Below are 22,742 nucleotides of genomic sequence, written 5' to 3'. Positions count from 1 at the left end.
GGGCCGGGCGGGCAATCTTTGTCGCAGCCAAGAGGCTCCCCCTCTGATGGGGGGCGTCCCCCATATGGAGGGATGGTGGGGTGGTGCTTCTGCTCTAGGGTGGATGGGCCCCAAAGAGGGCCTTAAAGGAAGCAGACCGCCTGACAAGGCGACACTCAATGAATGAGGAAACATGATGAAAGCGACTCCAATTGCCCTGTTGCTGGCCGGCGTGCTGGCGTCCCCGCTCTGCGCCGCCGGACTCGATGCCCGGCTCACCCTGGTGGAGGGCAGCACAGACGATGTGCGCGTCAACCTGACCCTGACCAACACCGGGGAGAAGCCGGTTCGTCTGCTCAAATGGCAACTGCCGGGCAGCGAGGATGCTCCCCTGTTCCAGGTGGAGCGTGACGGCCAGCCGGTGGATTACGAAGGGGCCCTGATCAAGCGGGCCGTACCGAGTGACAAGGACTACCAACTGCTCAAGGCGGGCCAGAGCCTGACAGTGCAGGCGGAGGTCTCCGGTCTCTACGACATGAGTGCCCAGGGCCAGTACAGCATCCGTTACCTGCTGCCGACCGTGGCGCAGGAGGGGAAAGCGGCCAAGGCCAAACAGGCCCAGGCGAGCGAGTCCAATGCCGTGACCCTCTGGGTGGACGGGGTGAGCGACGATCGGGTGCTGGCCAAGGCGGCGGTAGCCGAGCCCCAGGCGGTGAGCGCCTCGGTCAGCTTCAGCGGCCGTTGCACCAACACCCAGAAGAGCGACATCCTGGCGGCGCTCGATGCCGCGAGTGGCATCGCCAACAACTCCAGCAGCTACCTCGCGGTGGACAAGCCGAATGGGCAGCGCTACCGCAGCTGGTTTGGCGCCTATGACGCCACCCGCTGGAACCAGGCCGAGACCAACTTCAGCAAGATCAAGGATGCCATCGACAACAAGCCGCTCACCTTCGACTGCGGTTGCAAGCAGAGCTACTTTGCCTATGTCTATCCGGACCAGCCCTACAAGGTCTATCTGTGCAAGAGCTTCTGGACAGCGCCGGTCACCGGGACCGATTCCCGCGCCGGCACCATTGTCCACGAGCTGAGCCACTTCAACGTGGTGGCGGGTACCGACGATCTGGGATACGGTCAGGCCAATGCGCGCAATCTGGCGAGCACGGATCCCCAGAAGGCCCTGAACAATGCCGACAACCATGAATATTTCGCCGAGAATACCCCGAGCGAAAATTGAGTTGCAAACAGGGGCCGGATGGCCCCTTTTTTGACGGAGGCACCATGATGACACTCTTGCTCACCACCCTGGCACTGGCGCCCTTGCAGTGCGAGCTGTCGGTCAGCGCAGAGAGCGGGGTGAACGAACCCCTGCCCCTGGTGATGACCCTGACCAACCGGGGGGAGACGCCCCTCGAGGTATTGACCTGGTTCACCCCCTTCGAGGGGTGGTTTGCCGATGCCATCGACCTGACCCGCGATGGGCAGCCGCTGGACTATCGAGGGCCGCTTGCCAAGCGAGGTACCCCCGGGGACGGCGACTTCCTGCACCTGGGGGCGGGGGAGCAGAGCCAGGCCGATGCGGACCTGGCGCAGGCCTACGATCTGTCCCAACCGGGCCGCTACCGGCTCAGCTATCGTGCCAAGCCCCTGACGCTGACCAAGGGCGTGGCGCCCAGCTGCCCCGCCATCGACTTTACCCGGGTGGCCCCCTAGGCGATCTGCTGCTTGCCCTTGGTATCCAGCAGCCCGACGGCGCGGGGGGCCCCCGCCAGACCGCGTGACGATTGGCTTTCCCGCCAGCAGCAGTGCACCAGCGTGATCACATGGTGAGCCAGGGTGTTGTCTTTATCCGGATGACGCAGGGGATGGGCCACCGAGTGGGTCGATAGCAAAATGATGAACATGAGGGGCGGTCCAGCCATGCCATGCACCGGGCCGACTCGTTTACACCGTCAAGGAGGAGACATGGCACTGGAACAACTGAAACGGGAGCTGGAGCGCTTTGGCGAGCAGAATGACGGCGCGCAACACTCCCGTGGCAGCAAGATGCTCAACATTACCCGCGACACCGGCGAACTGCTGGCGGTGCTGGTGCAGACGAGGGGGGCGCAGGCTGTGCTGGAGATCGGCACCTCCAACGGTTACTCCACCCTCTGGCTGGCCGAGGCAGTGAAACGGCTGGGGGGCCGGGTCACCACCATCGAGCTGGACGAGGGCAAACGGACCATGGCGGCGACCAACTTTGAGCGGGCCGGGCTCACTCCCTGGATTGAGCAGTTGGCGGGGGAGGCCGGCAGCCTGTTGCCCTGCCTGCCGACGGCGGGCTATCAGCTCATCTTCCTCGACTCCGAGCGCCGCCACTACCAGGCCTGGTGGCCCGAGATCCAGCGCCTGCTTGCCCCTCGTGGCCTGCTGGTGGTGGACAATGCCATCTCGCATGAGGACGAGATGAGGGAGTGGATGGCACAGGTGCGGCGTGACCCCGATTTCCTGACTTCCCTGGTGCCGGTGGGCAAGGGGGAGTGGCTGGTGGTGCGGTTGTAGGAGGGCTGGATGGAAAACAGGACCATGGAACCAAAAACCGTGGTGCAGACCATGCAAAGCAACGATTTCGTCAAGACCCCCAGGTGGCTGAGCGATGACTTCCTCTGTGACTGGCCAACGTTGGGGGAGCGGCGCGAGGGGCGGGTCAACTTCGTCGAGATCCATCGGAGCTACCCGGCGACCGGGCCCTGGAATGTCGACATCGTTCGCCTGCTGGAGCAGGGCGGGAGGTGGTGACCGAAGGGGTGATCATCGACGGTGACGTCAAGGCGCGCGCCATCCCGCCATGACCTTCCACGTGGTGCGTGGCAATCCCATTTGTCATCAGACTGAATTTTGGCCCGATTGATACGTTATGTCGTGATTGGGCCACTGCCATCCCGCGGGAGCTGCAACCCGCCTGATATGGTTTCCGCTGACGGAGCGCCGCCAGCGGGGCAATTCCTCGGCTAGCCCGGCCATTATTTATTCGTTATCCATTATTTCGCTAAATATCCCCGTATTTCATGGTTGGGTCATGCCATGAGCCACGTTATGTTTCATCCATACCGCCAGCAAGCACTATGAAGGTTATCTCTGCCGATAATTAATTTAAATTAAACATGATAACCGGCTGGTTTTATTTTGTGGTGGTTGGCAAGCGCTCTGGATGTTCATAAATATAACGAGGTGAATAATGAAAAAACGGCACTCCCTGTTTTTAATGGCGGCACTTCCGCTGGCACTGATGACATCGGTACAGGCACAGTCAAGCCTGGCCGAGATCCAGCGGGCCGGAGTGATCAAGATCGGCACCGAAGGGACCTATCCTCCCTTCACCTACCACGACAAGAGCGGCAAGCTGGTGGGCTTTGACGTGGAGATAGGCGAGCTGATTGCAAGCGGTCTGGGCGTGAAGCCGCAGTTCGTCGAGGGCAAGTGGGACGGGCTCATCGCCGGGGTGGACGCCAAGCGCTACGACCTGGTGCTCAACGAAGTGGCCATCACCCCTGAACGGTTGAAAAAATATGATTTTTCAGACCCCTACATCACCTCCAAGGCGGTGATCGTGGTGCACAGCGACAACCAAAGCATCAAGAGCTTTGCCGATCTGAAGGGCAAGAAATCCTCCCAGTCCCTGACCAGCAACTTCGCCCAGCTGGCGAAATCATCGGGCGCCGAGGTGGTGGCCACCGAGGGATTCAACCAGTCACTCGAACTGGTGCTGACCGGGCGGGTGGATGCCACCATCAACGACAGCCTCTCCTTCCTCGACTTCAAGAAACAGAAGCCGGACGCCAAATTGAAGGTGGCGGCCAGCGAGGCCAAGGGGGATCAATCTGCTGCCCTGCTCGCCAAGGGGCAACCCGAGTTGCTGGCTGCCATCAATCAGGCGCTGCGCAATGCCAAGCAGGATGGCGCATATCAGAATATATCGCAGAAATATTTCGGCACCGACGTCTCGCAATAATATCGTGGCAACATAATAACAACTGAGGATATTAACGTGCCGGCCTGGTTGCAGTTAATGATCGACTCTTTTTGGCCCCTGCTCAGTGCGGGGCTTATTTTTACCGTGCCACTCACTCTGATTACCTTCGTGCTGGGAATCGTGCTCGGCTTGTCGGTGGCGCTGGCCAGATTATATGGTCCGGCTCCGCTGGTGATGCTGGTCCGCTTCTATGTCTGGCTTATTCGGGGCACGCCCCTGCTGGTGCAGCTGTTTCTGATCTTTTACGGTCTGCCGAGCGCCGGCATCGTGCTGGACGCCTTCACCGCCGCCGTCATCGGTTTCACCCTCAACATCGGTGCCTACAGCTCGGAGATCATTCGTGCCACCCTGGCGGCCATCCCCAAGGGGCAGTGGGAGGCAGCCTACTCCATCGGCATGAACTGGCCCCAGGTCATGTGGCGGGTGATCCTGCCGCAGGCGGCGCGCATCGCGGTGCCACCGCTCTCCAACACCTTCATCTCCCTGGTCAAAGACACGTCGCTGGCGGCGGCGGTGACCGTGCCCGAGCTGTTTCAGGCGGCCCAGCGCCTCGCCTCCGTCACCTATGAGCCGCTCATCCTCTATATCGAGACGGCCCTCATCTACCTGATGTTCAGCTCGGTACTCTCCACCCTGCAAGACAGGCTGGAGCAGCGACTGGCTCACAAAGAGACCCGGGAGGTCGCCCTATGATCCGCTTGAGTGGCATCGAGAAACAGTTTGCGGGGCAGCGCGTGTTGAAAGGGGTGGGGCTGGCGATGGCCGCGGGCAGCGTCACCGCCCTGATCGGTCCCTCCGGCAGCGGCAAGAGTACCTTGCTGCGCTGCGTGAACCTGCTGGAGCGACCCGATGCAGGCCAGCTGGTGCTGGGGGGCAGCGAGCTCGACTTTACCCGGCATCTGTCACGGCAAAGCGTGCTGGCCCTGCGCCAGCAGACCGGCATGGTGTTCCAGAATTTCCAGCTGTTCCCGCACATGACGGTGCTGGAGAACGTGATGGAAGGGTTGGTGACCGTGTTGAAGTGGCCCAGGGAGAGGGCAGTGGCGCGCGCCCTGCAACTGCTCGACAAGGTGGGGCTCAGGCACAAGGCCGAGGCGGTGCCTGCCACCCTCTCCGGCGGTCAGCAGCAGCGGGTCGCCATTGCCCGGGCGCTGGCGCCATCCCCCAAGGTGCTGCTCTGTGACGAGCCTACCTCGGCGCTGGATCCCGAGCTTGCCCAGGAGGTGGTGACCGTGCTGCGCCAGCTGGCCAGTGAGGGGACCACCATGCTGATCGCCACCCATGACTTGCGCCTTGCAGCCCAGATTGCGCAGCAGGTGATCTTCCTGGAGGCCGGGGAGGTGGTGGAGGCGGGTAGTGCGCGTCAGATGTTCACCACCCCCAAGCGGGCGCGTACCTTCGAATACATCTCCACCCTCACCGAGCGGCTGCCGGAGAGCTGGAGCATCTAGCCGGTTCTGGCGGATTGAGAGCGAGATAAAAAACAGCCCCGCACGAGCGGGGCTGTTTGCATGGCTGCTTGGTTATGGCGGCAGATCACACGGCCAGGTAGTCCATGATCCCTTCGGCCGCCTTGCGACCCTCATAAATGGCGGTCACCACCAGATCCGAGCCGCGCACCGCGTCACCACCGGCGAACACCTTGGGGTTGCTGGTCTGGAAGGCGTACTCGGCCTTCTCGGGCGCCTTGATGCGATCCCGGCCGTCGAGCTCGACGCCGTGCTCTGCCATCCAGGGCTGGGGGTTGGGTTGGAAGCCGAACGCCATCACCACCGCATCGGCGGGCAGCACCTGCTCGGAGCCTTCAATGACCACAGGATTGCGGCGGCCATTGGCATCGGGGGCGCCGAGCTCGGTGCTCACCACCTTGATGCCGCAGGTGCGGCCGTGGGCGTCCAGCTCCACGCCGATGGGCTGGAGGTTGAACATGAATTCCACCCCTTCCTCCTGGGCGTTTTTCACCTCCCGCTTGGAGCCCGGCATGTTCTCGGCATCCCGGCGGTAGGCGCAGATCACCCGATCGGCCCCCTGGCGGATGGCGGTGCGCACGCAGTCCATGGCGGTGTCGCCGCCCCCCAGCACCACTACCTGCTTGCCGGCGAAGTCGATGTAATCGGCTTGCGCCTTCTCAAAGCCCAGCAGCCGGTTGGCGTTGGAGATGAGGTAGGGCAGGGCGTCGTAGACCCCCGGCGCCTCTTCGTTGGCAAAGCCGCCCTTCATGTACTTGTAGGTGCCGACCCCGAGGAAGACCGCATCGAACTCGCCGAGCAGATCGGCGAAGGTGACGTCACGGCCCACTTCGGTCTCGAGACGAAACTCCACTCCCATCCCCTCGAAGATCTCGCGGCGGCGCTGCATCACCTCTTTCTCCAGCTTGAAGGAGGGGATACCGAAGGTGAGCAGACCACCTATCTCCGGGTACTTGTCGAACACCACAGGGGTGACGCCATTGCGTGCCAGCACGTCGGCACAGGCAAGGCCCGCTGGGCCCGCGCCAATGACGGCGACCCGCTTGTCGGTCTTGACCACCTTGGAAAGATCTGGGCGCCAGCCCATCTCGAAGGCCTTGTCGGTGATGTACTTTTCGATGTTGCCGATGGTCACGGCGCCGAATCTGTCGTTGAGGGTGCAAGCACCCTCACACAGTCTGTCTTGCGGGCAAACGCGGCCACATACCTCCGGCAGGCTGTTGGTCTGGTGGGAGAGCTCCACCGCCTCCAGAATGCGTCCCTCGTTGGCCAGCTTCAGCCAGTTGGGGATGTAGTTGTGTACCGGGCACTTCCACTCGCAATAGGGGTTGCCGCAGTCGAGGCAGCGATCTGCCTGCATGCCGACCTGGGCCTGGTTGAAGGGCTCGTAGATCTCCACGAACTGGATCTTGCGGATCTTGAGCGGCTTCTTGGGCGGGTCGACCCGCTGGACATCGATAAACTGGAATACGTTCTGGCTCATAGGGTTCCCTCCTTATTGCGCCTGGATTCTGAGTTCTGCACTGGAACGGCTGGTGTGGCCAAGCAGCGATTTGACGTCGCTGGACTTGGGTTTGATCAGCCTGAACTTGGGCACATAGGAGTCAAAGTTGGCCAGGATCTCCTCGGCACGCGAGCTGCCTGTCTCGTTGAGGTGCGCCGTGATGATACCGCGCAGGTGCTCCTGGTGGATGGCCAGATCCGCCACCTCCAGCAGTTCGACCAGCTCGGGGTTGGTGCGCTTGGCAAAGTTGCCGCACTCGTCGAGCACGTAGGCAAAACCGCCTGTCATGCCCGCCGCGAAGTTGACACCGGTCTTGCCGAGCACGGTGACGATGCCGCCTGTCATGTATTCACAGCCGTTGTCGCCAATCCCCTCGACCACCGCCAAGGCCCCTGAGTTGCGCACCGCGAACCGCTCGCCGGCGGTCCCTGCGGCATAGAGCTTGCCGCCGGTGGCGCCATAGAGGCAGGTGTTGCCGATGATGGCCGCCTCGTGGGATTTGAACGCCACGCCGACGTGGGGTTTGATCACCAGCTTGCCGCCGGTCATCCCCTTGCCCACGTAGTCGTTGGCATCCCCGGTGAGGATCATCTCAAGGCCACCGGCATTCCAGACGCCGAAGCTCTGGCCTGCGGTGCCGTTGAAGTGCACCTTGACCGGATCGGCCGCCATGCCCTGGTTGCCGTGGCGTTTGACGATTTCGCCGGACAGACGCGCACCCACGGAGCGGTCGGTGTTGCGGATGTCGTAGCGGAACTCGCCGCCACTCATGTTTTCCACCGCGTCCAGCAGGTCTTCCACCATCTTGAGGTTCAAGGGCCCCTTGTCGAAGGTGGGGTTGTGCTGCTGGCTGAACAGACTGGAGCCTGCCGGTGCAACCGGGGCCGCCAGGATACCGGACAAGTCCAGCTTGGCCTGACGGGCGGTGAGGCCGGGTAGGGCTTCCAGCAGGTCGGTACGACCGATGAGGTCGGTGAGCTGGGTGACGCCAAGCTCGGCCATCAGCTCGCGCGTCTCCTCGGCGATGAACTTGAAGTAGTTCATCACCATTTCCGGCAGGCCGGTGAAGTGTTCGCGGCGAAGCTTCTCATCCTGGGTGGCGACGCCGGTGGCGCAGTTGTTCAGGTGGCAGATACGCAGGTATTTGCAACCGAGTGCCACCATGGGGCCGGTACCGAAACCGAAGCTCTCGGCGCCGAGGATGGCCGCCTTGATGATGTCGAGACCGGTCTTGAGACCGCCATCCACCTGCAGACGCACCTTGTGGCGCAGGCCGTTTGCCACCAGCGCCTGCTGGGTTTCGGCCAGGCCCAGCTCCCAGGGAGAGCCGGCGTATTTAACCGAGGTGAGCGGGCTTGCGCCGGTGCCGCCGTCGTAGCCGGAGACGGTGATGAAGTCCGCATAAGCCTTGGCCACGCCACAGGCGATGGTGCCGACGCCAGGTTCGGACACCAGTTTCACCGACACCAGGCAGTTCGGGTTGATCTGCTTGATGTCGAAGATGAGCTGGGCCAGATCCTCGATGGAGTAGATGTCGTGGTGCGGCGGCGGGGAGATCAGGGTCACGCCGGGCACGGAGTAGCGCAGCTGGGCGATTTGCGCGGTGACCTTGTCACCGGGCAGCTGGCCCCCTTCGCCGGGCTTGGCACCCTGGGCGACCTTGATCTGCACCACGTCCGCGTTCATCAGGTAGTGAGGGGTGACGCCAAAGCGACCGGAAGCCACCTGTTTGATGCGAGAGTTCTTCTCGGTACCAAAACGCTTGGGATCTTCACCGCCTTCGCCGGAGTTGCTCTGACCGCCGAGGCGGTTCATGGCGATGGCCAGGGCCTCGTGGGCTTCAGGGCCGAGGGCGCCGATGGACATGGCCGCGGAGTCGAAGCGGGGGAACAGCCTGGCGGCTGGCTCCACCTGATCCAGCGCAACCGGGGTGGTGCCCTGTTTGAGCGACAGCAGATCCCGCAGGGTCGCCACCGGGCGCTCGTTCACCAGACGGGCATACTCCTTGTAATCGGCGTAGTTGCCGGAGCGCACCGCCACTTGCAGGGTCTGCACCACGTCCGGGTTGTAGGTGTGGTACTCGCCACCGTGGACGAATTTCAGGAGGCCGCCCTGGGTCAGCGGCTTGCGGCCGAGCCAGGCCAGACGGGACAGATTGATCTGATCCTGCTGGATGTCGGCAAAGCCGGCACCCTGGATGCGGCTCGATACGCCGCGGAAGCAGAGTTCGACAACAGCCTTGGAGAGGCCCACCGCCTCAAACAGCTGGGAGCAGCGGTAGCTTGCCACCGTGCTGATGCCCATCTTGGACATCACCTTGTAGAGGCCCTTGTTGATGCCATTGCGGTAGTTGAGCATGGCCTGGCGCAGGCTCATCTTGAGCACGCCCTCTTCTACCTGCTTGGCGAGGGTCTCGTAGGCGAGATAGGGGTAGATGGCGGTGGCGCCAAAGCCCAGCAGCACGGCGAAGTGGTGCGGGTCGCGCACGCTCGCGGTCTCCACCAGGATATTGGCGTCGCAGCGCAGGTTGTTGTCCACCAGGGTACGCTGCACCGCACCCACCGCCATGGCGGCCGGGATGGGCAGGGTATCCGGGCTGATGTCCCGGTCTGACAGTACCAGCAGTACGGCGCCGCTGCGGGCCGCTTCAGCTGCCTCGTGGCAGAGGCGCTCGAGGGCGGCTTGCAGCCCCTCTTCGGGCAGGTAGTTGAGGCTCAGCACCGCATGGCGGTAGTGCTCCCCCTCCAGGGCCAGCAATTGATGGAAGTCGGAGTAGAGCAGGATCGGCGACTGGAACAGCACCCGGTGGGCGTGGCCGAAGGTCTCGTTGAACACGTTCTGTTCGCGGCCGATACAGGTGGCCAGGGACATGACGTGATTTTCCCGCAGGGGATCGATGGGCGGGTTGGTCACCTGGGCGAACATCTGGCGGAAGTAGTCGTACAGGGTTCGCTGGCTGGAGGAGAGCACCGCCATCGGGGTGTCATCCCCCATGGAGCCCACCGCCTCCTGGCCATTCTCGCCGAGTACGCGGATCACCTGATCCAGCTCTTCAAAGGAGTAGCCGAACAGCTTCTGGTAAGTCTTGAGCCGGTCATCCGGGAATTCCCGCGATCCCGTGCTGGCATCGTCCATCTGCTCGAAGGGCACCAAGCGCTTGCAGTGCTTGTCCATCCACTGCTTGTAGGTGTGACGGCTCTTGAGATCGTCATCAATTTCGAAGCTGGTCCAGATCTTGCCGTTGCTGGTATCGACCACGAACAGCTCCCCCGGGCCGACACGGCCCTTCTCCAGCACTTCGTCCGGGGTGTAGTCCCAGGTGCCCACTTCGGAGGCCAGCGTGATGAACTTGTCCTTGGTGATGACGTAACGTGCCGGACGCAGACCGTTTCTGTCGAGTGCGCAGGTGGCGTAGCGACCGTCGGTCATGACGATGCCGGCCGGGCCGTCCCAGGGCTCCATGTGCATGGAGTTGAAGTCGTAGAAGGCGCGCAGATCGTCATCCATGTTCGGGTGCTTCTGCCACGCAGGCGGGATCAGCAGGCGCATGGCACGGAACAGGTCCATGCCGCCGGCCAGGAAGAGATCCAGCATGTTGTCGAGGCTGGAGGAGTCCGATCCCGTGGTGTTGACGAAGGGGGCGGCCTCTTGCAGATCCGGGATCAGCGGGGTGGCGAACTTGTAGCTGCGCGCCTTGGCCCACTGGCGGTTGCCGGCAATGGTGTTGATCTCGCCGTTGTGGGCGAGGTAGCGGAACGGCTGCGCCAGCGGCCAGCGCGGGCTGGTGTTGGTGGAGAAACGCTGGTGGAACACGCAGATGGCGGCCTGCATGCGGATGTCGGCCAGATCCAGATAGAAGCGCGGCAAATCCACCGGCATGCACAGTCCCTTGTAGACGGTGACCAGGTTGGAGAGGCTGACCACATAAAAGTAGTCGTCGCTGATGCGCTTCTCGATGCGGCGGCGCACGATATAGAGGCGGCGCTCGAGATCCTTGTCGACCCAGCCCGGGGGCGCGTTGACAAAGACCTGTTCAATACTGGGCAGGGACGCCTTGGCGATGGAACCGAGTACGTTGGTATCGATAGGCACCTTGCGCCAGCCGACCAGACTCAGGGTCTCTCTTTCCAGCTCCTCGTCGATGATGTCGCGAGTGGCCTGGGCCAGGATGGGATCGGGGTTGAGAAACAGCATACCGACCGCGTAGTTGCGGCCCAGGTGCCATCCCTTCTCTTCGGCGACCGCTCTAAAGAAGCTGTCGGGTTTTTGCAGCAACAGGCCGCAGCCGTCGCCGGTCTTGCCATCGGCGGAGATACCGCCGCGGTGCTGCATGCGAGCCAAGGCTGACATCGCGAGACGGACAAGCTTGTGGCTGGCTTCCCCTTCCATGTGGGCCAACAGGCCGAAGCCACAGTTATCCCTCTCCAGCTTTGGATCATATAGTGACATTGCATTTCTCCCTTGCTCGGCCTTCCATCGCACTGTCATCAACAGACTGCATAAATTGCGATTGGCTCTTGTGGTTCCGTCCGCCTGAGGTGGCGAATCTCCAAACTAATGGGATTTTCGGGCAAGGTCAATTGGACATCCCGCTTGTTTGCAATGTTACATCGCCATAACAAAATGTGGGTTTTTGAGACTCAATCAGCATTTTTGTGTATTTATAACTGCTTTTTGTTTATTTGTTGGATTTATATTCTGGTTATGGACGGTTTGGTGGTTGACTGCATGGTGGCGGGAAACTGTAGTAATTTTACAAAGTCATCTCTGGTGTGCTTGGCGGGGATCACATTTCAGGATCCTGCGGCTTGCATTTGTCCATAAGCAGACTAAACAGGATTTTTTCAGTAGTTACAGCCGGTTATGGGCGAGAGGTTATGACACTTTTCTCCAGGTGGCAGGAGTGACAGGTTGTCAAAAGTGACCGTGAATGCCGACTGTTGGGTATTTATCGCATCTAACGTGAATATTTATATGATTTTTGGGTAGAGAGCGGGATTGATCCAGCGCAGCCTGCCCGCCGGGCTGCGTCGCTAGAATGACACCTCATTTCGGAGGTGTCATGCAGTTACACGAACTCATCAATACATTTGGCCAGGATCTCAAGCAGCGCCACGGCCAGAAGATCCACAAACTCTCCATTCACGGGGCCTTTACCTGCCCCAACCGGGACGGCACCCTGGGCCGGGGTGGCTGCACTTTCTGCAATGTCTCCTCCTTTGCCGACGAGTCGGCCCAGCAACTCTCCGTGGTGCAGCAACTGCTGGCACGCCGGGACGAGGTGACCCGGGCCAGGCGCTATCTGGCCTACTTTCAGGCCTATACCAGTACTTATGCCGAAGTGGAGTACCTTCAGCGCATGTATGAAGAAGCCTTGTCGGTGAGCGACATGGTGGGGCTCTGCGTCGGAACTCGCCCTGATTGTGTACCCGATGCGGTGCTGGATCTGCTGGCAGGTTATCAGGCCAGAGGTTACGAGGTGTGGCTGGAGCTCGGGCTGCAAAGTGCCAACGACAAGACGTTGCAACGCATCAATCGGGGTCACGGCTATGCCGCTTATGCCGATGCCGTTGCCCGAGCCCATCTGCGAGGCATCAAGGTGTGTGCCCATCTCATCGTCGGCCTGCCCGGCGAGGTGCCGATGGACAGCTTGGAAACCCTCCATCGTGTCGTGGAGACCGGCGTTGAGGGGATAAAACTGCACCCACTGCATGTGGTGGAGGGGAGCACTCTTGGCAAGGCGTGGCAGGCGGGACGGCTGGATGTGTTGACGATGGAGCAGTATGTGGCGGCGGCGGTCGCCATGATCCAGTACACGCCGCCCGAGGTGGTCTATCACAGGGTCTCGGCGTCGGCGCGCCGCCCGACCCTGCTGGCTCCCGCCTGGTGCGAGAATCGCTGGAGCGCCATGACCGCCATTGCCGCGGAGCTGGCACGCTCAGGCCCTCAGGGGCACTGCCTGGGACGCCCTTTTTCACTCCCTTCCACGGGCGAGTGCCAACTCTAATTTCATCAAAAAAACAGTGGGTTATTAGATGAAATTCAGTCTTTGGAGTATAGTTTCGTTCAAGTCACCTTGATAAGATGGTCGGCTTGAAAAAAGATATAGTTATCAATAACTCTTTGCAGTTTGTATACCGGGCGGTGTCTCTTCGAACCGGGTGGCATATTTCTTGGCAACATCAGGTGCCCGGCATGCCCCCTCCGTTTCCGGCATGAAAATCTGTGAGGGAGGCGAGACATGCAGTGTCCCGGCTCTGTTCGCTAATCGGGTTGTGGGTCTGGGTGGCGAGGTCTGTTCTGTTTTTCCGGATCGCCGCCGGGCTTTGGATATTCGGCCCCGAGACAACCTTCTGAATCATGTTTGATGGGATGCTATGCAAGCAGAAACCAGCCATATAGATGAACTGTTGGAGTGCCTGGTCTTTTTGACCCGCTTTTACGGGGTGCCCAACAGTCAGGATGCTCTCACCACCGGCTTGCCACTGGTCTCCGGGCGTCTCAGCACGGCGCTCTTCAGTCGTGCCGCCGAGCGGGGCGGTCTCTCTGCCCGCGAAGTGATCCAGCCCCTTGAACAGATCTCCTCCCTGCTGCTGCCCTGCGTCTTGCAGACGCGCAATGGCGGCGCCTGCATCTTGCTTGAATGGAATGAAGAACGGACCCAGGCGAGGGTCATCTTTCCCCAGGCCGGAGACGCGGCCCAATGGGTCAGTCTTGCCCAGCTGGGTGACGAGTACAATGGTCGTCTGTTCTACGTCAAGCGGCAGTTCAAGTTTGATGAGCGCTCGCCCAAAGTGCTGGAGACCCGTGATGGTCACTGGTTCTGGAGCACCTTGTTCGAGTCCCGTGGTATCTATCGGGATGTGCTGGTGGCTTCGATCCTCATCAACCTGTTTGCCATCGCCAGCCCCCTGTTCACCATGAACGTCTATGACAAGATTGTGCCCAACCTGGCATTCGACTCCCTCTGGGTGCTGGCGGTTGGAGCCATGGTGGTGTTCACCTTCGACTTCGTGATGCGCCAGCTGCGCAGCTACTTCATCGATATTGCAGGCAAGAAATCCGACGTGCTGTTGTCGGCCAAAATCTTTGCCAAGGTGATGGGCATGAAGATGGAGTCCAGGCCTGCGTCGACCGGTGCCTTTGCCAAGCACTTGCAGGAGTTTGAATCGGTGCGCGAGTTTTTCACGTCGGCCACCGTCTCCACCCTGATCGATCTGCCGTTTGCCATCTTCTTCCTCTTCATCATCTGGATTTTCGCCGGTGTCATGGTGGTGGTGCCCATCATCGCCATCCTGATCCTGGTGGCCTACAGCTTCTACATTCAGGCACCGCTGAAGCAATCCATCGAGGAGGGCTCCCGGCTCGCCTCCCAGAAGAACGCCAATCTGATCGAAAGCATCTCGGGCCTTGAGACCGTGAAGATTTTCGGGGCCGAGAGCATGTTCCAGCACCGCTGGGAGCAGGCGGTGTCCCACATCTCGACCTGGGGCGTGCAAACCCGGCGCATCACCAACTCCATGTCTTCTCTGGCGAGCTACATCCAGCAGGTGGTGACAGTGGGACTGGTGATCGTCGGTGTTTACCAGATCTCGGAAGGGTTGGTGACCATGGGGGGCATGATAGCGGCCGTGATGCTGTCGAGCCGGGCCATCGCCCCCATGGTGCAGCTCTCGGTACTCTCCACCCGCTACAACCAGGCCAAGTCGGCACTCGAGATCCTGGAGAAGATCATGATGACGCCGGGTGAGCAGGAGGAGGGCAGGCAGTACATCCACCATCCGGTCATCCAGGGGCGCATCGAGTTTGAAAATGTCTCCTTCAAGTATCCGGGCATGGAGAGCAGTACCCTGCACAACATCAACCTGCGCATCGAGCCGGGTGAGAAGGTGGCCATCATTGGACGCATCGGTGCGGGTAAAACCACGCTGGAGAAATTGCTGATGGGCCTCTATCGCCCGACTGACGGCCTGGTGCGTCTGGATGGCTTTGAGCTGGACCAACTGCCGCCGACCATCATTCGCCGCAACATCGGCTGCGTGCCGCAAGATGTGACCCTCTTCTTTGGTTCCGTGCGGGACAACATCATGCTGGGCAATCCCCTGGTGGACGATGCCCGTGTCTTGCGCGCCGCCAAGCGGGCTGGGGTCACCAACTTTACCAACCGGGATCCCAACGGTCTCGACAGACAGATTGGCGAAGGGGGACGTCAGCTCTCCGGTGGCCAGCGCCAGTCCATCCTGCTGGCTCGCGCCTTGCTCAACGATCCCCCCATTCTGGTGATGGACGAGCCGACCTCCAACATGGACAACCAGTCAGAGATGCACGTGAAGCAGGAGCTGGCGCGGCTCGGCCCCGAAACCACCCTTATCCTCATCACCCACAAGACCTCCATGCTGGATGTCGCTTCCCGGGTCATCGTCGTGGAGCAGGGGAAGATAGTGGCGGACGGTCCCAAAGAGGTGGTGTTGCAGCAATTGAAGGAAGGCAAGGTGCGGGTGCAGGAGACGGCGAATGGCTAACCACTGGTTCAAGAAAACGCCCTCAGATACGGTCTTGCCTGCACCCGAGCATCTCGAGTACGTGGATGACGGCGCCGCCGCCGTGCTGCTGACGACACCCACCCGTGCCAGAGTCCTGCTGTGGGCCTGCTTCCTGTTTTTTGTCAGCGCCATCGTCTGGGCAGCCTGGGCAGAGCTGGATGAAGTGACAGTCGGCCAGGGCAAGGTGATACCGTCGCGCCAGTTGCAGGTGATCCAGAACCTGGAAGGGGGGATCGTCAAGGAGATCTTCGTCAAGGAGGGGGACATCGTCGAGAAGGGACAGCCACTGCTGCGCATCGACGATACCCGCTTCAAGTCGGATTTTCGCGAACGGGAGCAGGAGCTGGTCACCCTCAAGGGGGATATTGCCCGCCTGCGCGCCGAAATTCGCAGCGTGGTGGTCAAGAACGAGCCCAATCTGGGCTGGCGTGAACAGGTAGCCATCGACAAACAGGCCATCGAGTTCCCCGAAGGGTACGAGAATGTATTTGCCGAATATGCCGCCCGTGAAAGATCGGTGCAGGAGGCGCGGTTAAACAACCTCAAGAACCAGCTTTACATCCTGGGACAGCAGATCGAGCAGAAAGAGCAGGAGACCATAGAGCTCAATGCCAAGATCCGGACCGTGGGCCGCAGCGTTGATCTGGCTCGTCAGGAGCTGAACATCAGCCGTCCTCTCGCAAAAGAGGGTATAGTTCCTCAAGTGGAGCTAATTAAACTGGAGCGGCAGGTCAACGAAATGCAAGGGGAGCTGGAAGCGAACCGCCTGCTGGTGCCCAAGCTCAACTCGGTACTGCGGGAGACCATCTCGAAGCGAAATGATATCGCCCTGAAATTCCGGGCGGACTCCCAGACCGAGCTAAACGAACGTCAAGGCAAGTTGAGCCAGTTGTCGGAGGGTCAGGTCGGCCTCAGGGACAGAGTCGATCGTACCAGTGTGATCGCGCCTCTCAAGGGGACCATCAAAAAGCTCAAGATTAATACGCTGGGTGGGGTCGTTCAGCCGGGCATGGACCTGATGGAGATAGTGCCGCTGGAAGACACCCTGCTGGTTGAAGCCAAGGTGTCGCCAAAGGACATCGCGTTCCTCAGACCCGGGCTGGAGGCCGTGGTCAAGATAACTGCCTATGATTTCACTATTTATGGAGGTTTACATGGCAAGGTTGAACAGATAAGTGCCGACTCAATCCAGGATGAGGAGGGCAATTCCTTCTATCTGGTGCGAGTACGAACCGAGAAGAGTTATCTGGGCGATGAGCTTAACGCACTTCCCATCATCCCCGGTATGTTAGCCAGTGCAGATATTATTACTGGTAAAAAAAGTGTCCTAGACTACTTGCTGAAACCCATCTTGAGGGCTAAGCAGTCGGCACTGAGAGAACGATAAGCCAACAATCTAAAAACAACATGACTGGAGATACCATGAAGAAGACGATTGTTGCCATGCTGGTTAGTGGCACCATACTGTTCCCGGGCCTGAACCAGGCACAGACGCTGGAACAGTCAGTGGCGCAGTCACTGGCTACCCATCCGAAAATCAAGGAAGCTTTTGATCTCTATCAGGCACGACTGTATCAGCATGATGGAGCCAAGGGCGGCTATTACCCCACCATTGATCTGCGTGGTGGCGTCGGTTACGAGAAGACTGACAGTCCCTCGACCCGTGCCGCAGGTCCCAATTCACAGACGATCGATGACTCCATGACGCGCAAGGAGGCCGGGATCAGCCTTCGCCAGATGCTGTTTGACGGCTTTGATGTCAGCAGCAACGTGGCACGGACCGATGCCGCCGCCCAGGCCCAGCGCCTGGCGATGATCTCCGAGGCGGAAAACACGGCCCTGCGCGTGGCCGAGGTCTATCTCAACATGCTGCGTCAGCAGGAGATCCTGGAGCTGTCCAAGCAGAACCTTGAAACCCACGAGCAGATCCGCAGTGACATCCAAAAACGGACCGACTCCGGTCTTGGGTCGACCGCTGACCAGACCCAGATCGACGGTCGTGTGGCTCGGGCTTACTCCAATCAGGCGGCGGCGGAGAACAACTATCGGGATGCCGAGAGTGAGTTCATCCGTGTCGTCAATGAAGTGCCCAAGGATCTCGTTCAGCCAGTACCGAACACCCAGCTCCTGCCAGCAACACTGGAAGATGCGCTGAAGACGGCAACAGAGGTTCACCCGACCCTGCTGTCATCCCTGCAGGACATCGAAGAGGCGAAGTACCAGCATGAAGGCTCCAAGTCAGGGTTCTACCCGAACGTAGCCTTTGAAGTGGATCAGAACTGGAACGAGGACATCGATGCGGTCAAAGGCCGTAACGACGATCTCACCGCCATGGTCCGGATGCGTTACAACCTGTTCCGCGGTGGGTCCGATCTGGCAGAAAGCAAGGCAACCTCTGCGCTCTATTCCCAGGCCAAAGACATTCACATGAATGCCTTCCGTCAGGTGGAAGAGGGGACCCGCCTCGCCTGGAACGCCAAAGAGTCGCTGGCCAAGCAAAAAGTCTTCCTCAAAGAGCACGTGGACGCCAGCTATGACACCGTACAGGCGTACAAGAAGCAATTCGGCCTGGGCCAACGGACCTTGCTGGACGTGCTGAACACGGAGAACGAACTGTTCGAGGCTCGCCGCAGCTACATCACTGCCGAGTACGACTCCCTGTTGGCGGATTATCGTATCCTCAATGCCACCGGTGGTCTGCTCAATGCTCTGAATGTGCAGCAACCGGCTGAATGGCAGGCCAACAACAACTGATGGCCCTGCCACTGATGTCATATCAGGTAAGGGGAATGGCTGCAGCGTGCTGCAGTCATTCTTTTATGCGTCCGGCGGTCAGGGGATGATGGCGGCGTCATGACACAGAAAGAAGTGGCATCGACAGGCTGGAGCCGACGTGATGGGTATCGAGCTGTCGCAGGTGCACGTGCGCCCTGGCGGGTTCGCCTGCTGTGGCTGGCCCTGCTGGCGATCCCCCTGCTGCTCAGCGCCAGCCAGCCTCTCTCACCGGAGGATATGAAACTGGTCAAGCGCGCGGAGGAGACCTATGGCCCCAGGGCCGGCAAACGGGTCACCAGCTGGCGCACTTTGGCAATGCAGAGCAAGGCGGCGGGGCTGACGGATCGGCAGAAGCTGGAGAAGGTGAACCAGTTCTTCAACCAGATGCGTTTCATCGATGACATCAAGTTGTGGCACAAGAAGGATTATTGGGCGACACCGCTGGAATTTCTGGGCGCAGCAGGAGGAGATTGTGAAGACTTCAGCATTTCCAAGTATTTTACCTTGCTGGAACTTGGCATCCCTGATGAAAAAATGCGAATGGTATATGTCAAGGCATTGGATTATAACCAGTTTCATATGGTCGTTGCCTACTATGAGACGCCTGCGGCAGTACCCCTGATTCTGGACAATCTTGTCGGATCAATTCGCCCGGCGACCCAACGGGCGGATTTGTTGCCAATTTACAGTTTTAACGGTAGTCACTTGTGGCTGATGAAGGCGCGTGGTCAAGGGGAACTGGCCGGGCAATCATCCCGCTTGGGATTATGGACAGACTTACGCAATCGCATGACATCGGGGCGATTGGCTCGGCCTGCGGTCAATTTGGATGATTAACCTATGACGCTCTACAGACAACTATTGGCAACCATGCTGCTGCTGTTCGGATTGCTGTTTGCCGCCACCTATTGGGTGCAATTCAATTCGACCCGCAACTACCTGGCGCAGCAGCAGGAGACCACCGTCATCAATACGTCCACCGCACTGGGTCTGGCGCTGACCCCCTATCTGGAGAACGGCGACAAGGTCAGTGCCGAATCCGTGATCAAGGCGGTGTTCGACGGGGGTTACTACAAGCTGGTCCGTCTCGATCTGCTGGCCTCCAAGGATGTCATCGAGCTGGAGAACAGCAGCCATATCGAAGGGGTCCCACAGTGGTTCATTGGGCTGGATCTGTTCCCTGAAGTGGCCAATGAATCGATTTTGACGTCGGGTTGGCTGCAACTGGGCAAGCTGAAGGTCGTCGGCCACCCTGGACAAGCCTACTACGAGCTTTGGAAAGGAATGAGCGAACTGGCCACCTGGTTCCTGGTCGGCTTTCTCGTCACCACTCTCTTGCTGATGCGGGCGCTCAATTATCTGCTCAAACCGCTCAAGCTGATTTGCGATCAGGCGGTTGAAATCGAGCTGCACCATTTCGGCCACGCCATTCCCGAGCCCAAGACCCGCGAGCTGCGGCAAGTGGTACAGGCCATCAATACCCTTTCCAGCAAGCTTGCCGTGCAGTTCAAAGAGCAGGCTGACGAAGCCGAGAATCTGCGAGCCCGCGTCTATGTAGATGCCGTCTCCGGGCTTGGCAACCGCTCTTACTTCGTCGGGCAGGTTAATGCCTGGATTGCGGAGGCCGGGCAGGGCGGGGTCATGCTGGTGGCCGTCGACATGCTGGACGATCTCTATCGGGAAGAGGGCTTTGCTGCAAGGGACAACATGGTCAAGTCCATTGCACAGGTGCTCAGGGAACTGCTGGATGGCTGGGATGGCGCGGCACTGGCCCGGATCTCGGCGACGGAGTATGCCTTGCTCTGCCCCACCGATGATCTGTCTCAGCTCAAGGAGCTGGCGGAGCTCATCAACAGCCGTATCGCCGATCTGGTTGTCAATCCCATGGGAGAAAGCGGTGCGCTGTCCGTCGTCGGCATCGCCGGCCGTGATGGCAATGACGATCTCTCGGCCCTGCTGACGAAGGCGGATAACGCCCTTGGCAAAGCGCGCAATGAGCGGCGCGGTGCCGTCGTGATGGAAGGCGGCAATGAGCAGGGACTGATGGGACGCCTTGCCTGGCGAGACCTGGTGCAGGATGCCATTGCCAGACATCTCTGGCGCTTCAAGGCACAGCCTGCATGCCGCTTCGATGATGGTACCCGCCTGCATGCCGAGTTGTTCGCGGCCATCTCGCGAGATGGAACGGATTACTTCGCAGGGCAGTTCTTGCCTGCGATCGAGCAGTTCAAGATGGGGGCCGAGTTTGACAAGGCGGTGCTGGAAGCCTGCGTCCCCTTGTTCAATCAGCAACCGGAATTGGTGTTGGCAGTCAATATCACGGCGGGTTCTCTCTGTTCGGATGAGTTCCTGACATGGCTCAGAGGCTATCTGTCGCTGAACGTGGAGCTGAAGGAGCGACTGCTGTTCGAGATCCCGGAAGCGGCCATCATGAAACACAAAGAGTATGTGACTCATCTGGTTGAGCTGTTGCGAGAGCACGGCTTCTTGTGGGGGGTCGATCACTATGGCCGGCACTTCCAGTCCCTCGGCTATCTGGAAGAGCTGACCCCCGCTTATGTCAAGGTGGACCACGGGTATACCAGCCAGGTCATGGAACCAGGCGCCGATACCTCCTTCCTGGCGGCTGTCTGTCGGGCTGCCCACAACGCGGGTGTCACGACCATCGCCACCCGGGTGGAAGATCAACGGCAGGTTGAATTGTTGTCCAGTTTGCATATCGATGGTTATCAGGGGTTCGTTCACCCAGCATTTCCACTGGCATAAGCGGTACAACTCGATAGAAAGGGGCCCATTAAGGGCCCTTTTTTATATCTGTTTAGAATATGTACATCATTTTTACGCGACATATAGGTAATATCACTAAAACTCGCGCTGTTACTTATTTGATTTTTATATGTAAAAAATATTCGTTCGATTCGCTGCATCGGATGAAGTCAAAGAGACTCAACCCTGTACATTTTTGCAACGGAAGCAGGACGGGGGCGTATCTAGAGTGTAGGCATCAAGATCTGTCACCCTGGAGCAATGGATATGCGCACCCAAATCATCGACAAAACCGTGGTCGTCTCTTCCGTAGAAGGCAACGTTCAGATCCTGCTTGCCGATGGCAGCAGTCGTCCTCTCCAGCCTGGCGAGATACTGCAGCCTGGCGCCAGACTCAATATCGCTGATGATGCCAAATTGATGCTGGCGCCCTACGATGACAAACCTGCAGAGGGCAATGGTGTCCCGGCAGGGACAGAGATGCCTCCAGAGGGGCAATCTTCCTCATCGGTTGCCAATCATCAGCAAGGCTCGCCTGAAGTGTCGCCAGAAATTGCGGCGTTGCAACAATCCATCCTGCAAGGGGTTGACCCGACCAAGAACTTCGAAGCTTCTGCTGCCGGTGGGGCACCTGCCGCCGGTGGTGGTGGCGGTATCGGCGGGGTCGCTGGGGCCAGTGGCAATGGTGGTTTTGTTGTCATAGATCGCATCGGAGATGCGACCATAGCTGAGGCCGGTTTCGATACCGGCTATGACACGTTGATCGATCAGAATGTGCTGCAGGAAGACGATCTTCTGCCCGAGAATCAGCTCGATGATCAGGATGAGTCTGCTGTCACCCAGGAAGATCAAGCCATCAGTGGCAATGTGCTCGACAACAGCAACAATCCGGATGGTCCCCTTGATACGTCTGTCATTTCCTATAGCTGGGGCAGCAATCAGGGAATTGCTGCCGGCGTTGAGAGCACGCTGGATGGGATTGGTACGCTGATCATCAATGCGGACGGCTCCTATACCTTTACCCCCGCGCTGAACTACACAGGCCCTGTACCTGCGGTCAATTACACCGTAACGGATGGAGATGATACCAACGACTCCACTCTGACCATCACCATCACCCCTGTAGATGAGCCTGTCTCGCTGAATGGATTGCAGGTCGAGGGTGGTGAGCTTGTCCTTGATGAAGCCGCATTGCCGGATGGCTCAGCCCCCGATGGCGCCGCCTTGACCAAGAGCAGTACCTTTACATTCAATGCGGCAGATGGAGTACAAAGCCTGACGCTGGGAGGTGTGACGCTGATCAGCAATGGCCAGGTCTTGACCACCTTCCCCCAGGGGATCCCCAGTCCTTTGGGAAATCAACTGCTGGTGACCGGCGTCAGCTACAACCCGGTGACAGGGGTTGGCAGCGTGACCTACAGCTACACCCTGAACGATAACGAAACACATAACAAACCTGCAAATGATGGGGCTCTGACGGAGAGCTTCAACGTTGTGTTGATGGACTTCGATGGCGACACGACCAGTGCAGGGCTGGATGTCGTGGTGCTGGATGACGTGCCGACGGCGGTGAGCGACGTCAACCTGACGGCGGCGAGTGAGAACAACCTGGTCCTCAATGGCAACGTCATCACCAACGACGTGCAAGGGGCGGATGGCGCGGCAGTGACCGCGGGCACCCTGAGCGGGACCTA

17 protein-coding genes are annotated in these 22,742 nt (G+C 59.7%); 14 read left to right on the top strand and 3 right to left on the bottom strand.

Features of this window, described 5'->3' with window-relative positions:
• Positions 1-172: 172 nt before the first annotated feature.
• Together AB5Y89_RS01760 and AB5Y89_RS01755 are read left to right on the top strand one after the other, a co-directional pair.
• Positions 173-1,213 carry a M35 family metallo-endopeptidase gene (locus tag AB5Y89_RS01760; protein ID WP_368222777.1) on the top strand — a complete coding sequence of 347 codons (1,041 nt, stop codon included), beginning with the start codon at positions 173-175 and terminating at the stop codon, positions 1,211-1,213.
• Between the two features lie 44 nt (positions 1,214-1,257).
• Complete coding sequence (locus tag AB5Y89_RS01755; RefSeq protein WP_319907851.1) at positions 1,258-1,689, top strand: protease; 432 nt, start codon at positions 1,258-1,260, stop codon at positions 1,687-1,689.
• Here AB5Y89_RS01755 and AB5Y89_RS01750 read toward each other — a convergent pair.
• Positions 1,686-1,880, bottom strand: a complete 195-nt coding sequence (locus tag AB5Y89_RS01750) for a hypothetical protein (RefSeq protein ID WP_368222776.1) — start codon at positions 1,878-1,880, stop codon at positions 1,686-1,688. The genes AB5Y89_RS01755 and AB5Y89_RS01750 overlap by 4 nt on opposite strands.
• Positions 1,881-1,941: 61 nt before the next feature.
• Between AB5Y89_RS01750 and AB5Y89_RS01745 the strand changes: the two genes are divergently transcribed.
• The 5 genes from AB5Y89_RS01745 (at position 1,942) to AB5Y89_RS01725 (ending at position 5,442) form a co-directional block, all read left to right on the top strand.
• Positions 1,942-2,520, top strand: a complete 579-nt coding sequence (locus AB5Y89_RS01745; protein ID WP_010675174.1) for an O-methyltransferase — start codon at positions 1,942-1,944, stop codon at positions 2,518-2,520.
• 24 nt (positions 2,521-2,544) lie between these two features.
• Positions 2,545-2,757, top strand: coding sequence for a hypothetical protein (locus AB5Y89_RS01740; RefSeq protein ID WP_368222775.1), 213 nt, complete (start codon positions 2,545-2,547; stop codon positions 2,755-2,757).
• A 439-nt stretch (positions 2,758-3,196) separates the two neighbouring features.
• On the top strand, positions 3,197-3,970 hold the full coding sequence (locus tag AB5Y89_RS01735; protein ID WP_368222774.1) for an amino acid ABC transporter substrate-binding protein: 774 nt from the start codon (positions 3,197-3,199) through the stop codon (positions 3,968-3,970).
• Positions 3,971-4,027: 57 nt separating this feature from the next.
• On the top strand, positions 4,028-4,684 hold the full coding sequence (locus AB5Y89_RS01730) for an amino acid ABC transporter permease (protein ID WP_174217478.1): 657 nt from the start codon (positions 4,028-4,030) through the stop codon (positions 4,682-4,684).
• On the top strand, positions 4,681-5,442 hold the full coding sequence (locus tag AB5Y89_RS01725) for an amino acid ABC transporter ATP-binding protein (RefSeq protein ID WP_042864046.1): 762 nt from the start codon (positions 4,681-4,683) through the stop codon (positions 5,440-5,442). Before AB5Y89_RS01730 ends, AB5Y89_RS01725 begins: the two co-directional genes overlap by 4 nt.
• An 85-nt stretch (positions 5,443-5,527) precedes the next feature.
• Here AB5Y89_RS01725 and AB5Y89_RS01720 read toward each other — a convergent pair whose 3' ends face one another.
• Both AB5Y89_RS01720 and gltB read right to left on the bottom strand, forming a co-directional pair.
• Positions 5,528-6,943, bottom strand: a complete 1,416-nt coding sequence (locus AB5Y89_RS01720) for an FAD-dependent oxidoreductase (RefSeq protein ID WP_041214964.1) — start codon at positions 6,941-6,943, stop codon at positions 5,528-5,530.
• Positions 6,944-6,955: 12 nt separating this feature from the next.
• Positions 6,956-11,413: a glutamate synthase large subunit gene (gltB, locus tag AB5Y89_RS01715; RefSeq protein WP_368222773.1), complete on the bottom strand. Its 4,458-nt coding sequence runs from the start codon at positions 11,411-11,413 to the stop codon at positions 6,956-6,958.
• Positions 11,414-12,026: 613 nt separating this feature from the next.
• On the opposite strand from gltB, the gene AB5Y89_RS01710 reads away from it, so the two are divergent.
• The 7 genes from AB5Y89_RS01710 to AB5Y89_RS01680 form a co-directional block, all read left to right on the top strand.
• The gene (locus AB5Y89_RS01710) at positions 12,027-12,971 is read left to right on the top strand and encodes a TIGR01212 family radical SAM protein (protein ID WP_316287337.1); all 945 of its coding nucleotides are present in this window, start codon (positions 12,027-12,029) and stop codon (positions 12,969-12,971) included.
• 370 nt (positions 12,972-13,341) lie between these two features.
• On the top strand, positions 13,342-15,486 hold the full coding sequence (locus AB5Y89_RS01705; RefSeq protein WP_039040368.1) for a type I secretion system permease/ATPase: 2,145 nt from the start codon (positions 13,342-13,344) through the stop codon (positions 15,484-15,486).
• The gene (locus tag AB5Y89_RS01700; RefSeq protein WP_010675165.1) at positions 15,479-16,894 is read left to right on the top strand and encodes an HlyD family type I secretion periplasmic adaptor subunit; all 1,416 of its coding nucleotides are present in this window, start codon (positions 15,479-15,481) and stop codon (positions 16,892-16,894) included. The genes AB5Y89_RS01705 and AB5Y89_RS01700 overlap by 8 nt, the downstream gene beginning before the upstream one ends.
• A gap of 35 nt (positions 16,895-16,929) precedes the next feature.
• Complete coding sequence (locus AB5Y89_RS01695; protein WP_368222772.1) at positions 16,930-18,261, top strand: TolC family outer membrane protein; 1,332 nt, start codon at positions 16,930-16,932, stop codon at positions 18,259-18,261.
• A gap of 99 nt (positions 18,262-18,360) precedes the next feature.
• Complete coding sequence (locus AB5Y89_RS01690) at positions 18,361-19,119, top strand: transglutaminase-like cysteine peptidase (RefSeq protein ID WP_368222771.1); 759 nt, start codon at positions 18,361-18,363, stop codon at positions 19,117-19,119.
• Between the two features lie 3 nt (positions 19,120-19,122).
• Positions 19,123-21,048, top strand: coding sequence for an EAL domain-containing protein (locus AB5Y89_RS01685; protein ID WP_368222770.1), 1,926 nt, complete (start codon positions 19,123-19,125; stop codon positions 21,046-21,048).
• Between the two features lie 267 nt (positions 21,049-21,315).
• Positions 21,316-22,742 (top strand): retention module-containing protein (locus AB5Y89_RS01680; protein WP_368222769.1); only part of this gene is annotated, 1,427 nt, incomplete at its 3' end.

This window comes from Aeromonas sp. s4 (genome assembly GCF_040907855.1).
GTDB classification, from domain to species: domain Bacteria; phylum Pseudomonadota; class Gammaproteobacteria; order Enterobacterales; family Aeromonadaceae; genus Aeromonas; species Aeromonas caviae.
Note: the sequence above shows the minus strand (reverse complement) of the source record. Positions and strands in the feature narration are given on the sequence as shown.